The 13,366-nt window shown below is 71.3% G+C and carries 13 protein-coding genes; 6 read left to right on the forward strand and 7 right to left on the reverse strand.

The window, feature by feature from the left end; translation table 11 throughout:
• Nucleotides 1–63 precede the first annotated feature (63 nt).
• The 6 genes from EXE45_RS02280 to glyA all read right to left on the reverse strand — a co-directional run bounded on the left by EXE45_RS02280 (nucleotide 64) and on the right by glyA (nucleotide 6,317).
• Nucleotides 64–1,785 (reverse strand): aldehyde ferredoxin oxidoreductase family protein, encoded by a 1,722-nt coding sequence (locus EXE45_RS02280; RefSeq protein ID WP_137693405.1) that lies wholly within the window; start codon nucleotides 1,783–1,785, stop codon nucleotides 64–66.
• Nucleotides 1,786–2,499: 714 nt separating this feature from the next.
• Nucleotides 2,500–3,009 (reverse strand): metallophosphoesterase, encoded by a 510-nt coding sequence (locus EXE45_RS02290; protein WP_137693406.1) that lies wholly within the window; start codon nucleotides 3,007–3,009, stop codon nucleotides 2,500–2,502.
• Nucleotides 3,010–3,078: 69 nt separating this feature from the next.
• Nucleotides 3,079–4,080 carry an ornithine cyclodeaminase family protein gene (locus EXE45_RS02295; protein ID WP_092920064.1) on the reverse strand — a complete coding sequence of 334 codons (1,002 nt, stop codon included), beginning with the start codon at nucleotides 4,078–4,080 and terminating at the stop codon, nucleotides 3,079–3,081.
• A gap of 58 nt (nucleotides 4,081–4,138) precedes the next feature.
• On the reverse strand, nucleotides 4,139–4,381 hold the full coding sequence (locus tag EXE45_RS02300; RefSeq protein ID WP_092920063.1) for a hypothetical protein: 243 nt from the start codon (nucleotides 4,379–4,381) through the stop codon (nucleotides 4,139–4,141).
• A gap of 191 nt (nucleotides 4,382–4,572) precedes the next feature.
• The gene (locus EXE45_RS02305) at nucleotides 4,573–4,983 is read right to left on the reverse strand and encodes a DUF3054 domain-containing protein (protein WP_092920062.1); all 411 of its coding nucleotides are present in this window, start codon (nucleotides 4,981–4,983) and stop codon (nucleotides 4,573–4,575) included.
• Between the two features lie 86 nt (nucleotides 4,984–5,069).
• Complete coding sequence (gene glyA, locus EXE45_RS02310; protein WP_137693407.1) at nucleotides 5,070–6,317, reverse strand: serine hydroxymethyltransferase; 1,248 nt, start codon at nucleotides 6,315–6,317, stop codon at nucleotides 5,070–5,072.
• 261 nt (nucleotides 6,318–6,578) lie between these two features.
• Between glyA and tbsP the strand changes: the two genes are divergently transcribed.
• From tbsP to EXE45_RS02335, 5 genes are all read left to right on the forward strand, one after another.
• Nucleotides 6,579–7,406, forward strand: coding sequence for a transcriptional regulator TbsP (gene tbsP, locus EXE45_RS02315; protein ID WP_092920060.1), 828 nt, complete (start codon nucleotides 6,579–6,581; stop codon nucleotides 7,404–7,406).
• 99 nt (nucleotides 7,407–7,505) lie between these two features.
• Complete coding sequence (locus EXE45_RS02320; RefSeq protein WP_137693408.1) at nucleotides 7,506–9,197, forward strand: YcaO-like family protein; 1,692 nt, start codon at nucleotides 7,506–7,508, stop codon at nucleotides 9,195–9,197.
• A gap of 100 nt (nucleotides 9,198–9,297) precedes the next feature.
• Nucleotides 9,298–9,636 carry a cupin domain-containing protein gene (locus EXE45_RS02325; protein WP_092920058.1) on the forward strand — a complete coding sequence of 113 codons (339 nt, stop codon included), beginning with the start codon at nucleotides 9,298–9,300 and terminating at the stop codon, nucleotides 9,634–9,636.
• Nucleotides 9,637–9,769: 133 nt separating this feature from the next.
• The gene (locus EXE45_RS02330; protein WP_137693409.1) at nucleotides 9,770–11,047 is read left to right on the forward strand and encodes an aminotransferase class V-fold PLP-dependent enzyme; all 1,278 of its coding nucleotides are present in this window, start codon (nucleotides 9,770–9,772) and stop codon (nucleotides 11,045–11,047) included.
• A gap of 259 nt (nucleotides 11,048–11,306) precedes the next feature.
• Nucleotides 11,307–11,894: a response regulator gene (locus EXE45_RS02335; protein WP_137693410.1), complete on the forward strand. Its 588-nt coding sequence runs from the start codon at nucleotides 11,307–11,309 to the stop codon at nucleotides 11,892–11,894.
• Nucleotides 11,895–11,962: 68 nt separating this feature from the next.
• On the opposite strand, the gene EXE45_RS20265 is transcribed toward EXE45_RS02335, so the two are convergent.
• The gene (locus EXE45_RS20265) at nucleotides 11,963–12,124 is read right to left on the reverse strand and encodes a hypothetical protein (protein ID WP_167603293.1); all 162 of its coding nucleotides are present in this window, start codon (nucleotides 12,122–12,124) and stop codon (nucleotides 11,963–11,965) included.
• A 113-nt stretch (nucleotides 12,125–12,237) separates the two neighbouring features.
• Between EXE45_RS20265 and EXE45_RS02340 the strand changes: the two genes are divergently transcribed.
• Nucleotides 12,238–13,338: an NADH:flavin oxidoreductase/NADH oxidase gene (locus EXE45_RS02340; RefSeq protein ID WP_137693411.1), complete on the forward strand. Its 1,101-nt coding sequence runs from the start codon at nucleotides 12,238–12,240 to the stop codon at nucleotides 13,336–13,338.
• The last annotated feature ends 28 nt before the right edge of the window (nucleotides 13,339–13,366 follow it).

The following is a 13,366-nucleotide window of genomic DNA, read 5'->3' on the forward strand; positions in this document are numbered from 1 at the left end:
CGGAGCGATCCGGTCAGTCGTCAGTGAGGGCGATCCGGTCAGTCGTCAGTGAGGGCGATCCGGTCAGTCGTCGGCCGCCGCCCGACTGCCCGCGTCGAGGCCGTCGCCGTGGTCGGGGACGGTGCCGTCGTCGTTCCAGCCGCGGACCGCGTAGTACTCCGAGAGCGCGGCGTCGAACCCGTCGATGGCGTCGGCGTACGGGAGCGTGTCGTCGCTCCGGTCGAAGCCGCGGGCGTTGTTGAACGCGCGCTCCAGCTCGACGATTCGCGCGCCCAGCGACTGGAGGGCGTCGTAGTCGGCGTCGAGCAGCGCCGCGAGCCGGTCGTCGGTGACGGTGCCCCGCGAGAACTTACAGACGACCGCCGAGTCGAGGACCGCGTTGCGGTTCTCCTTCGCGACGAGCTTCGGGGGCTTCCCGTCGAGCCCCTCGGGGTCGAGCGCGTCGTCGGGGTCGACGAGCGGGTACTCGTGGGGGTAGAACTCACCGTACATGTGGTCGGCGCCGCGGTTCGCGGTCGCGAACGCGAGCCCCTGCCCGTTGAGCGCGCGGCCGTCGTGGCCGGCGAACTCCATCCCCTTCACCGTCCAGTCCTCGGCGCCGAACTCCTCGCTGGCGCGGTGGACGCCCTCCGCGAGCTTGTCGCCGACGCCCTCGCGGTAGGCGATCTGCTCGACGAGCGAGCGGACGAGCTCCGCGTTGCCGAACTCGTCTTCGCTCTCCAAGAACATCGAGACGACGTCGCCACAGGAGATGGTGTCCATCCCCAGCTCGTCGCACAGCTCGTTGGCGCGCATCACGTCGACCACGTCGTCGACGCCGGCGTTGGAGCCGAACGCCATCACCGTCTCGAACTCCGGCCCCTCCGTCTCGACGCCCGTCGCCTCGTCGCGCGTGGGGAGCTTACAGGCGAACGCGCACTGCGAGCAGGTCCCCTTCTCGTACTTCTTCTCCTCGACGCGGTCGCCGGAGATACCCTCGACGCCCTCGAAGGAGGTCTCCGCGAAGTAGTACGACGGGAGCGCGTCCACCTCGTTCGCCAGCTCCGTCACGCTCGTCGTCCCCTGCCGCTTCATGATCGAGTCGGAGGTGGCCGCCTCGCGGTGGACCTCGCCCGCCTCGTCGGGCCAGTCGACCTCGATATCGGCCTCGGAGTCGCCGTCGAACGTGAGCGCCTTCACGCCCTTCGAGCCGAGGACCGCGCCCAGCCCGCCGCGGCCGAACGCCCGCGTGTCCGAGGTCATGATCGACGCGAACCGGACCGCGTTCTCGCCCGCGGGGCCGATACAGGCCACGTGTTCGGGCCCCAGGTCGCGCGTCTCCGCGAACCGATCGGAGACGGCCGACACCTCGGCCGCTTCCAGGTCCGGGACCGCCTCGAACGTCACGTTCGGCTCGCCGTCCGGGCCGATTTCGCGAACGTGAACCGCGAGCAGGTCGTCGCTCGCGCCGACGAGTTCGACCGCGGCGTATCCCGCGCCGGTGAAGTTCCGCGAGAGGAACCCGCCCGCGTTCGACGACAGCAGGCCGTCCGTGAGCGGCGAGAGACCCGTGGCGGCCATCCGACCGGTGTAGGAGGTCGTCGAGTACTGCATCGGCCCCGTCGAAAGGAAGAGCCGGTTCTCCGGGCCGAGCAGGTCGGCGTCGAACGGGATCCGGTCGTACGCGAGCGACGTGTTGAGCCCGCGGCCGCCGACGAACGACGCGAGCCGGTCGTCGATCGGCGTCGTCGACGCGGTCCGCTCGGTCAGGTCGATCGTGAGGAGCGGTCCCTGCGCGTGTCTCATGGGCGTACGGAGCGAGCGAGCGGCGATAAAACTCGGGGTGGGAACGCGGTTCAAATGCCAGCTAGCGGCGGTGGGATCGCTTATAGAGAACGGTGCGGTCGGCGCGTGCCTGCGAGCGGCCGCCCTCGGCGGCCGCGAGACAGCACCGCGCGAGGGAGTCAGCCGCCCGGAGCGAAGCGAAGGGCGGCTGACAGGGCGAGAGCGAAGCTCTCGCTTACAGCCGGACGTAGTCCGGCGACGAGGCTGGGGAGGCGTGAGGTGCGGTGCCGTGCGGTTCGGGGTGGGACTCGAAGGGGCAGTCACCGGCGGCGAAGCCGCCGGTTGCCCGTGGCGCTACGCGCCACGCTGCCGCGAGGCGACCGTAGGCGTTCACGAGAGCGAAGCTCTCGTGAGCCAATCAGAACGCAAAGCGTTCTGATGACGACGCAAGCACCGCAGCGAAGGAACGGAGTGACTGAGCGAGGAGCGTGGTTCGAGAGAGCGAAGCCCTCTCGTCATCACGAGACGCCTTCGGCGTCTCGAACGACAGCGAGCGTACGGTCGCCTCGCGGCTGGGGCTTTGGCGGTGTTCGCCGCCGATCTGCCAGTAACCATTTATGAGCGGGCGGCCGGGGCTTTGGCGGTAGTCATCGCAGAGCCGACAGCTGTTTATAAACACTCGTCACCGTATCCCGATTCGATTTAGAAACAGGCGCTCTGCGCCACGTGTTTCCCTTATCCGTCGAGGACGTGGTGCGTCACCGCGTCCGCTCCGGACTCCGCCGTCTCCAGCGTCGCGACCCGGAACGTGTCGTCCGCACCCTCGACCGGAATCGGAAGCCCGCCCGGATTCACCCGGACCGTCTCGCCGCGCGCCTCGACGCCGTGCGCGTGGGTGTGGCCGTGGAACACGTAGTCGTAGTCGCCGCAGCCGACGAGCGCGTCGACGACGAGATCGCTCGTCCCGTGGGTGACTGCCACATCTACGCCGTCGAACGAGAGCGCGGCGGCCTCGCCGTGATAGGTCCCGAACGAGTCGACGGTCGACTCGACCGCCCACTCGCCGTCGTTGTTCCCGCGGACCGCGTGAAAGTCGAAGTCCGCGTCGAACGGCGTCGCGGAGAAGGGCGCGACGAAGTCGCCGCAGTGGACGACCGCGTCGACCCCCTCGCGCTCGAACAGCGAGACGGCCGTCTCGACGGCGGCCAAGTCGTCGTGCGTGTCGGAGACGATGCCGATCAGCATGTGCGTGAGGAAGCGGGCGCGGCACTTGAAGCTCCGGCCACCGCCCGACCCTCGACCTCGTCGACCGCGCTACTCGCCGGTCAGCGCCTCGCTCGCAGGCGCGAAGTCGATGGGCTCGCCCCGTCCGGCATCGCTCGCGCGCTCGTACAGCATGTGCGCGGCGGCCACGGTCTCGACCCCGGTCCCGCCCGAGTCGAAGACGGTCACCTCGTCGTCGCTCGTCCGGCCGGGGTGGTCGCCCGCGACGACCTCCCCCAGGTCGGCCGCGATGCCTTTCCCCTCCTCGATCAGGCCGGCGGCGACCGCGGCGAGGTACGAGCCGGCGTCCTGCGTCGCGCGCGCTCGGAGGTCGGGGACGTACGTCGCCCGCGCGACGAGCTCGGGCGGGAGCTCGTTCTTCTCCGGGTGGTACTGCCCCATCGCCGTGACGTGCGTCCCCGGCTCCACGTCGGCGTCGTCGATCACGGGGTCGCTCGCGGTCGTCGCCGTGATCGCCACGTCGGCGCCGTCCAGCGCGTCGCTCGCGCTCGCGACCGCCGACACGTCGGCGTCGAGGCGCTCGTCGAAGTCTTCGGCGAACGCCTCGCGGTGCTCCGGGGTGGGCGAGAAGACGCGGACCGCCTCGAGCTCGCGGACGGTCGCCGTCGTCGCGACCTGCCCGCGCGCCTGCGCGCCGCTGCCGATCACCGCGAGTTCGGTCGCGTCGCCGCGGGCGAGCGCGTCGACCGCGACCGCGCCCGCGGCGCCGGTCTTGAACGGGTTCATCGACGCGCCGTCCAGCAGCGCGAGCGGCGCGCCGGAGTCGGCGTCGAACAGCGGCGTCATGAACCACGCGTCGCCCGCGCCGAACCCCGCCGAGTAGGTGTACCCGCCCATCGCGCCCGTCTCCGGCAGCACCGCGGCGTAGGTGGTGAGCATTCCCGGCGGCTCGCGGTTGAACAGCTTCGTCCGCGGTTCCGCGGGCGCGCCCTCGCCCACCTGGCGGTACGCGTCGCGGACGGCCGCGACGTAGTCGGCCGGCTCCGCGAGGTCGTCGACGTCGCCGCTCGACAGGAACAGGGTCTCCGTCATACCCGCTCACTCGCGGCGGGGGGACTAAACGGTACAGGCCGCGGCGATCGGTCGAGCGTCACGCGGACGACCGGCCGCCCGGTCCGGCCCCGCCCCGACCGGGACGCGACGCGTCGGCGGACGCGTCGCCGTCGGTGACCGGAGCCCTGACGAACATCGCGTGGGCCATCACGCCGCCGGCGGCCACCGCGCCCGCGGGCATTGCCGACATCAACGACAGCCCGACCAGGTTGAGGAAGGCGGTCACACCGATCAGCGCTGCCGGGATGAGCCCGAGGACGTAGTCGTAGTATCCTGTCATGCTGTCGTTGGATACTATATCGAGAATCCGTATTAAATTTTTCCCGCGGTTCGGAAATGGTTCTTTTATGAACACACCAATGTTATTCATAACTTATGAGTCCCGCAGGAGAGCTCGTTCATCCGTGCGATCGGACGGCGAGAAAAGAGTCGATCGCGGCCGGTCGCCGTAATCGGCGGGAGCGCGCGGGGTTAACGCAGCCGGAAGTAGAGGGCCCGCCAGCCGCCGAGCGCGACCGATCCCGTCACGAGCATGACGGCCGCGAAGGTGAGTTCGGCGCCGCCGCGGAAGACGAACGCGCGGAGCGCGAGCCCGAGGACCGCGGCCGGGATCCACGACCGGATCACGAGCGGCACCGACGACTTCGCCGTCTCGACCGCGCCCGCGGAGTAGGCGCCGACGAGCGGCGCCACCGCCGCCCAGCCGATCAGGAAGGGCGCGTAGACGCCGGGGAGGTAGAGCGGGTTGGCGGTGAGGAACTCGATCGATTGGTGGTTGAGCGTCCCGGCGGTCAGGAGCAGGATCAGCGCGATCACGTCCCCGACCGCGAGCGGGGCGGCGCCGCGGTCGAGGCGGGCGGCGAGAAACGACGGAGCGTCCATACCGACCCGTGCGGGCCGCCCCCACTTTTACGCACGGATTCGTCGACGCGGGCCGTCCCTCCGCCGACCGAGGGGGGCGGGCGTCGCTACTCGTACAGCGGGTGCGCCTCGCAGAGCTCGACGACGCGTTCGCCGACCTCGTAGATGACGTCGTCGCTGTCGACGCCGTCGACGACGCGGTAGATCAGGTCCCCGACCTCCTCGACGGCCTCCTCGTCGAAGCCGCGAGTCGTGAGTCCGGCGGTGCCCGCGCGGATCCCGGAGGGGTCGAACGGCGAGCGCGTCTCGCCGGGGACCGTGTTCCCGTTGAGGACGATGTTCGCGGCCGCGAGCGCGTCCTCGGCGTCCCCGCCAGAGAGGTCCGGGTGCGAGTCGCGCAGGTCGGCCAAGACGAGGTGGTTGTCGGTCCCGCCGGAGACCAGAGAGAGGCCGTGCTCCTGAAGCGTCTCCGCGAGCACCTCGGCGTTGTCGACCACGTTCCGGGCGTACTCCTCGAACTCGGGCTGGAGGGCCTCCTTGAAGCCGACCGCCTTGCCGGCGACGTTGTGCATGAGCGGACCGCCCTGCCCGCCGGGGAACACCGCGCTGTCGATGTCGTCAGCGAACGCCGCGTCGCACATCACGATCCCGCCGCGGCCGGCCCGGATCGTCTTGTGGGTCGAGCCGGTGACGAAGTCCGCGACGCCGACCGGCGAGGGGTGGACGCCGGCGGCGACGAGCCCGGTGATGTGCGCGATGTCCGCGAGGTGGTAGGCGTCGACCGCGTCGGCGGCCGCCTGGATCTCCTCCCACTCGACGGTGCGCGGGTACGCGGAGTATCCCGAGACGATGATGTCCGGCTCGAACGACTCGGCGGCGGCGCGGAGCCCCTCGTAGTCGATGTACCCCGTCTCCGGGTCGACCTCGTACTGCTCGACGTCGTACAGCTGCCCCGTGAAGTTCGCGGGGTGGCCGTGCGAGAGGTGGCCGCCGTGATTGAGGTCCAGAGAGAGGATCTTGTCGCCCGGTTCGAGGGCCGCGTAGTACACCGCCTGGTTCGCCTGCGTGCCGGAGTGTGGCTGGACGTTGACGTGGTCAGCGCCCCACAGCTCCTTCGCGCGCTCGATCGCCAGCTCCTCGACCTCGTCGGCGTACTCGCAGCCGGCGTAGTAGCGCGAGCCGGGGTAGCCCTCGGCGTACTTGTTGGTGAGGACGCTCCCCTGCGCCTCCAGGACCGCCTCGCTCGCGTGGTTCTCGCTCGCGATCATCGCGAGCGTCTGCTCCTGTCTGTCGCGCTCGCCGGCCAGCGCGTCGGCGACCGCCGGGTCGACGTCCCGGACGTGCTCGTGGTCCATGTGCGAACGGGGGCGCGACCGCGCATTAATCCTTCTGTCGCGGGCGAGGAGTAGCCCCGTCGCGGGCGGGCGAGACGCTCGTCTCACCGAAAGACGCGGTCCTGCGCCCGCCGCCTCGAAGGGTCGGGCTCGATCGACCGACCCGATATCCGATCGGACGAATCGGCCGTTTTCGCTATTTTGAGACCCTCTACCGGAGTTGTTCGATCCGCAAATCCCGTTAATATTAAATACGCAACCGGCTTTCATACGGAGAGATAAATGGTCTCGAATTTACTGGCGGCCGACGTCGAGGCGGCGCTCGAAGCGGCCTTCGCCGGGGGCGACGACGAACTGCTCGTCGTCGATCCCTCCGCGGAGACGATCGTATCGCTGGTCGAGACCGCCGTGGGGCGGGACGACCTGCCGGAACTATCGATGCTCGCCGACGAGCGCACCCTCAAGGACGTGCTGGACGACTTCGTCGTCGCGTCCCGGACCGCCGACCTCGTCGCCGACGGCGCCTTGGACCTCCGGGTACTGGACGGCGAGGTCGACAACGCGCTGTTCGTCTCCCCGTCCCGGGTCGTCGCCTTGGTCACCGCCGGAGCGGGCGTCGCGGCGCTGTCGACCGACGACCCCGAGTTCGTCGGGGAGGTGTACGAGACCCACCGCGGCGCGTTCGACGAGGCGGAGCCGTACGCGCTCCGCACGCCGGCGATCAGCCGGGTCCGCGAGACGATGGAGGCGGAGATCGGCGAGGAGGCCCGCGCCGACTTCGACGCCGTCCTCGACGCGGTCGAAGCGGACCGCGAACGCGGGGTCGACATCGACGAGGTGACCGCCTCGCTGCTCGTCGCGGCGAAGAACGACGTCCTCCTCTACGACATCTCGAAGTGGGGCGAAGACGTCGGCATCGCCTCGAAGGCGACGTTCTCCCGGACGAAGACGCGCCTCGAAGACCTGGGCATCATCGACACCGAGAAGGTCCCGATCGACGTCGGTCGACCGCGGCTCCGCCTGAAGCTCGGCGACGACCGACTCCGAGACATCGACGCCGCGGAGCTGGCCGCCGAGGCCGCCGAGATGATGGCCGCGACGCCCGCCTGACCGCGCCCGCGAACTCCCCCTCGACTCGCTCGCCGCCGGCCGGCCGGGTGCGCCGCCGCGGACCCGCGGCTTTTTTTCGCCGCCTCGCGTCGACCGGATATGGATATCGGACTTGTCGGTGACGGCCCCGCGGTCGAGGCCGCAGCGGCCGCGCTCGGCGACGTCGACGTGAACGCGATGCCCGTCGAGGCGGAGTTGCTCGACGGGTTCGACGCCGCGGTCGTCGTCGACACCGCCGGATCGGCCGCGTTCGCGGCCGCGAACGAGCTGCTCGACCGGTGGATCGCGGTCGAGGTCGGCGGGCTCGGCGGCGTCCCCCTCGGAGACCTCGACGCCGCGGTGACCGTCCTCGACGACGCCTGCTACGACTGCCTGCGCGCCCGCGTCGAGAGCGGCGGCCCCGACCGGGGCGACGCACCGTCGGGTCGCCGGTCCGCGGTGCGCTACGCCGGCGCGCTTGCCGGACGGCGGATGATCCGCCTCCTCGCCGGCGAGCCGGTGCCGGACACCGTCGTCGAGGTCCCCGGCGGCGAGCGGACGCTGTTGCCCGTGCCCGGATGTGACTGCGGAACGGACCCCGGCGACGCGCTCCCGCGCGAGGGCGTCGAGCGCGGCCTCGACGACGCGATCGACCGCGCGGAGCGGGCCGTCGACCCCCGGATCGGCGCGCTCGGGGAGGTTGGCGAGCAGGAGTCGTTCCCGGTCCCGTACTACGTCGCGCGGATCGCGGACACGACGCCCTTCTCCGACGCCGACGCGGCCGACTTCGGCGGCGGCGCGGCGGCCGACTGGGACGCCGCGTTCATGAAGGCGCTCGGCGAGGGGTTAGAGCGGTACGCGGCCGGCGTCTACCGCGAGGCCGAGTTCACGCGCGCGCCGGCCGCGAACGTCCCGAACCCCGTCACCCCCGACGCGTTCGTCCGCCCCGACGGCGCCGAGGCGTACGACCGCGACGACCGGCTCCCGTGGGTGCGCGGCGAGCGCCTCGGGACGGGCGAGACGGCGAGCCTCCCCGCGGAGTTCGTCGGCTTTCCGCCGCCGGAGCGCCGGTACCGACCGCCGATCACGACCGGGCTGGGACTGGGCAGCTCCGGGCCGGACGCCGCGCTCTCCGGGCTGTACGAGACGGTCGAGCGCGACGCGACGATGACCAGCTGGTACTCCGCGACGGAGCCGCTCGGCCTCGACCTCGACGACGCCGGGTTCGCCGGGTTGGAGAAGCGGGCCCGCGCGGAGTCGCTGTCGGTGACGCCCCTCCTCGTCACGACCGACGTGGACGTGCCCGTCGTCGCGGTCGGGGTCAGCCGCGAGGGCGACTGGCCGCGGTTCGCCGCGGGATCGGGCGCCGACCTCGACCCGGCGGCCGCAGCCCGGAGCGCGCTGGCCGAGGCGCTACAGAACTGGACCGAACTGCGCTCGATGGGCCGGGAGGCGGCCGACGAGCAGGGTGCCGCGATCGGCCACCACGCCGACCTGCCCGCGGAGACGGCCGCGTTCTTCGACCCGGACGCGACCGTCTCGGCCGACGGCGTGGGGGAGCCGGAACTGTCGGGGAGTGAGGAGCTGTCGGCCGTCGTCGAGCGCGTCGAGAGCGTCGGGCTCGACCCGTACGTCGCGCGCGTGACGACGCGCGACCTCGCGACCCTGGGCTTCGAGGCCGTCCGGGTGCTCGTCCCCGGCGCGCAACCCCTGTTCACCGGCGAGCCGTTCTTCGGAGACCGCGCCCGCGACGTGCCGCGGTCGATGGGGTTCGAGCCCGCGCTCGACCGCCCGTACCACCCGTTCCCGTGAGGGCGCGGTTCGGGACGCGCCGCGCCGGTCGGGCCCGACGCCTCCGGCGCCGACTGCCCGCGCCCGCGGATTTAGGTGCCTCCGGGTCGCGGGAGGCCGTATGGAGGTCGTACCAGACGCGGACGTGGAGGCGGTCGAGGCGGTCGACGGCGTGTTCCTCACTCAAGGCGCCGTCGGCGAGGGGATGAGCATCCAGCGGTTCGAGATCGAGCCGGGCGAGACGGTGCCCGAACACGACCACCCGCACGAACAGATCGGCGTGATCACGGCCGGGCGGCTCACCTTCCTCGTCGACGGCGAGGAGCGCGTGGTCGGCCCGGACGACACCTACGCGATCCCCGGCGGCGAGCCGCACGCCGCCGAGAACCGGACCGACGAACCGGCCGTCGGCTACGACATCTTCTCGCCGCCGCGGGCGAACCCGGACTGGGGGGAGTAGACCGAAGGTCGCCGACCGGGCGGTCGGATTTCGGCGGCGAACCGCCGCGGATCGCGCGATCCCGCGCGTCAGCGATACGGGCAAGACGTACCGGACCGAAGGTGTGTTAGCCCTCGGGCCCCGATTGGGGGTAATGGGAGTTCAGGAACAGTACCCGTTCGACGTGGAGGCGCTCCGCGCCGACTTCCCGATCCTCGATCGGAAGGTCGGCGGAGATCCGGAGACAGCGGGCGAGGGTGAGGGCGACGACACCCCCCTCGTCTACCTCGACAACGCGGCGACCTCGCACACGCCCGACCCGGTCGTCGACGCCATCTCCGACTACTACCGGAGCTACAACGCGAACGTCCACCGCGGGATCCACCAGCTGAGCCAGGAGGCCTCCGTCGCCTACGAGGAGGCCCACGACGCGGTCGCGGAGTTCGTCGGCGCCGCGGGCCGCGAGGAGATCGTCTTCACCAAGAACACGACCGAGGCGATGAACCTCGTCGCGTACGCGTGGGGGCTCGAGGAGCTCGGTCCGGGCGACAACGTCGTCCTCTCGGAGATGGAGCACCACGCCTCGCTCGTCACCTGGCAGCAGATCGGCAAGCGGACGGGCGCCGACGTGCGCTTCGTCGACGTCACCGACGAGGGGCGGCTCGATATGAACCACGCCGCCGAGCTCGTCGACGACGACACCGAGATGGTCTCCGTCGTCCACGTCTCGAACACGCTCGGGACGATAAACCCGATCCGCGAGCTGGCCGATCTGGCCCACGACCGCGACGCCCTCATCTTCGCCGACGCCGCGCAGTCGGTGCCGACGCGCCCCGTCGACGTCGCAGAGCTGGACGTCGACTTCCTCGCCTTCTCCGGCCACAAGATGTGCGGGCCGACCGGGATCGGCGTCCTCTACGGCCGCGAGGAGATCTTAGCCGGGATGCAGCCGTACCTCTACGGCGGCGACATGATCCGCCGCGTCTCCTTCGAGGACTCCACCTGGGAGGACCTCCCGTGGAAGTTCGAGGCCGGCACGCCCTCCATCGCGCAGGGGGTCGGCCTCGCGGCCGCGATCGAGTACCTCGAAGAGGTCGGGATGGACCGGGTCGAGGCCCACGAGGACCTGCTGGCCGAGTACGCCTACGACGAACTCGAGGCGCTCGGCGGCGTCGAGATCTACGGCCCGCCCGGCGACGACCGCGGCGGCCTCGTCGCGTTCAACGTCGAGGGCGTCCACGCCCACGACCTCTCCAGCATCCTCAACGACTACGGCGTCGCGATCCGCGCCGGCGACCACTGCACCCAGCCGCTCCACGACGAGATGGGCGTCGCCGCCTCCGCGCGCGCCTCCTTCTACTTCTACAACACCGTCGAGGAGGTCGACGCCCTGGTCGACGCCGTCCGCGAGGCGCGCGACCTGTTCGCCTGAGATCCGTTCGGCGCGTTCGATCCGGGTCGCGGGCCGACCCCGCCTCGCGGTCGGCTCGTCGGCTACCGCCGTCGGTTCGAGGCGACCCCGCGCACGTCGAGCCATTCTCCCCTAATACTACTGAATAATGGCTTTTGAAGCCGTGAAAGCGACGATCCCGCAATTATTATCACGTCCCCTCGGCAACTGTTGACTGAAGAAAGATCACAACTCGCGTAGTAAGTCGCTCTTCGCCGAGTCGTCGCCCGCCACACACCACATGACCGACCACACGTCTTCGCCCTCCGACGCGTCCGCGGACGCGGACGCCGATCGAGCGGAACCGACAGCGAACGAGTCCGCGACGGGAGCCGACGAGCCGATCACCGTCCTTCAGGTGGAGCCCGACGCGCGCTCCGCCGAGCTGCTGGAGGCGTTCGCGGCGCGGCTCACCGATCGGATCCGGGTCCGCTCCGTGGGGCGCGTCGCCGAGGCGGTCGACGGGGTCGAGGGGGGCGTCGAGGTCGACGGCGAGCGGGTCGGGGTCGACTGCGTCGTGACCGAACAGCGCCTCCCCGACGGCGGCGGCGTCGACCTCGCGGAGCGGCTCCGCGGGGCGGACCGCGGGCTCCCGGTCGTCTTCCACACCACGTGTCCGAGAGAGGAGCGCGAGGCGGCGGCGTTCGGCGCCGGCGCGGACGCCTACTTCGAGAAGGGGGCCGACCGCGGCCGGTTCGACGCGATCCTAAATCGGATCCGCGCGCTCGTCGACGAGGGCCGGGAGCGCGGGAAGGGCGCGGAGCGGGCGGCCGCGTCGACGCCGCGGGCGTCCGGCTCGCCGGGCGAGACGCTGCGCTCCGAGGAGTGAAGTCGGGGGCGCCGGACGGCACCCGAAGAAGGGGCGCAGCGGCGTCGCAAGCGTCGAGAGGGGCTTCGTTACCGTTCGAGGTCGACCGTGAGGTCGGTCGCGATCCACGCGTCGGTGTTGCCCTGTTCGGCGAAGACGGTCCGGTCCTGAGAGCAGCGGGTCGCAGCGACCGTCGGTCGCTCGTCGGTCGCCGACTCGGCGTCCCGCTCGATCCGGTCTCCCGTTGTCATTACAACCCGCTCAGGGACCGGCGGTGTTATAGATTTCGGTCGACCTAAACCACAGGCGGCGATCCGCGCGGGGGATCGGAGGGCCTTACCTCGGGGCGGCCGTCCGCCGACCCGTGACCGACACGCTGTTCACGCCGCTCGCGCTCCGCGACACCGAGTTCCGAAACCGCGTGATGCTCTCGCCGATGTGTCAGTACTCCGCCGAGGACGGGCTGGCGAACGACTGGCACCGCGTCCACCTCGGCGCCCGCGCCGCCGGCGGCGCCGGCGTCGTGATGACCGAGGCGACCGCCGTCGAGGCCCGCGGCCGGATCACGCCGAACTGTCTCGGGATCTGGTCCGACGACCACGCCGAGGCGATCGAACCGATCGTCGAGTTCGTCCGGTCGCAGGGCGCGACCCCCGGGATCCAGCTGGCCCACGCCGGGCGGAAGGCCTCCCACCGGCCGCCGGCCGAGGGGAGCGGGCCGATCCCCGCCGACGAGCCCGCGGGCTGGGAGACCGTCTCCGCGGCCGACGAGCCGTACCCGCACCCGGAGGTCGACGAGGGGGACCTCGCCGACACCCGACGGCTCGACGGGGACGGGATCGACGAGGTGATCGACTCCTTCGCGGCCGCCGCGGAGCGCGCACGGGGGATCGGCTTCGAGATCGCGGAGGTCCACGCCGCCCACGGCTACCTGCTCCACCAGTTCCTCTCGCCGGTGACCAACGACCGCGGTGACGAGTACGGCGGGAGCTTCGAGAACCGCAGCCGTCTCCTGCGCGAGGTCGTCGAGGCCGTCCGCGAGGTCTGGCCCGACGGCAAGCCCGTCTTCGTCCGGATCTCCGCGACGGACTGGCTCCCGGACCGCGACTCGTGGGACGTGGACGACTCGGTGCGGCTGGCCCCCGTGCTGGCCGAGGCCGGCGCCGACCTGATCGACGTCTCGGGCGGCGGGATCCACCCGGATCAGGAGATCCCGAGCGCGGGCCCGGGCTACCAGGTCCCGTACGCCGAGGCGATCCGCGAGGGGACCGACGTGCCCGTCGCCGCGGTCGGCGGGATCACGGAGCCGACCCACGCCGACGCCCTCGTGCGGAACGGGCGGACCGACCTCGTGGCGCTCGGCCGCGAGATGCTCCGGCACCCCTACTGGCCGCTGGAGGCGGCCCACGAGCTGGGCGCGGAGGCCGACTGGCCGGTCCAGTACCGGCGCGGGAGGTTCGACTGAGCGGACTCACCGGTCCCCCTCGCAGCGA

Source organism: Halorubrum sp. SP9 (assembly GCF_005435015.1).
GTDB lineage: Archaea > Halobacteriota > Halobacteria > Halobacteriales > Haloferacaceae > Halorubrum > Halorubrum sodomense.

Excerpts from the sequence above, each read along its gene's own strand:
- EXE45_RS02290 (WP_137693406.1), bottom strand. The coding sequence starts at position 3,009 with ATGCTGATCGGCATCGTCTCCGACACGCACGACGACTTGGCCGCCGTC.
- tbsP (WP_092920060.1), top strand. The coding sequence starts at position 6,579 with ATGGTCTCGAATTTACTGGCGGCCGACGTCGAGGCGGCGCTCGAAGCG.
- EXE45_RS02335 (WP_137693410.1), top strand. The coding sequence starts at position 11,307 with ATGACCGACCACACGTCTTCGCCCTCCGACGCGTCCGCGGACGCGGAC.
- EXE45_RS02305 (WP_092920062.1), bottom strand. The coding sequence starts at position 4,983 with ATGGACGCTCCGTCGTTTCTCGCCGCCCGCCTCGACCGCGGCGCCGCC.
- EXE45_RS02295 (WP_092920064.1), bottom strand. The coding sequence starts at position 4,080 with ATGACGGAGACCCTGTTCCTGTCGAGCGGCGACGTCGACGACCTCGCG.
- EXE45_RS02330 (WP_137693409.1), top strand. The coding sequence starts at position 9,770 with ATGGGAGTTCAGGAACAGTACCCGTTCGACGTGGAGGCGCTCCGCGCC.
- glyA (WP_137693407.1), bottom strand. The coding sequence starts at position 6,317 with ATGGACCACGAGCACGTCCGGGACGTCGACCCGGCGGTCGCCGACGCG.
- EXE45_RS20265 (WP_167603293.1), bottom strand. The coding sequence starts at position 12,124 with ATGACAACGGGAGACCGGATCGAGCGGGACGCCGAGTCGGCGACCGAC.
- EXE45_RS02280 (WP_137693405.1), bottom strand. The coding sequence starts at position 1,785 with ATGAGACACGCGCAGGGACCGCTCCTCACGATCGACCTGACCGAGCGG.
- EXE45_RS02300 (WP_092920063.1), bottom strand. The coding sequence starts at position 4,381 with ATGACAGGATACTACGACTACGTCCTCGGGCTCATCCCGGCAGCGCTG.
- EXE45_RS02320 (WP_137693408.1), top strand. The coding sequence starts at position 7,506 with ATGGATATCGGACTTGTCGGTGACGGCCCCGCGGTCGAGGCCGCAGCG.
- EXE45_RS02325 (WP_092920058.1), top strand. The coding sequence starts at position 9,298 with ATGGAGGTCGTACCAGACGCGGACGTGGAGGCGGTCGAGGCGGTCGAC.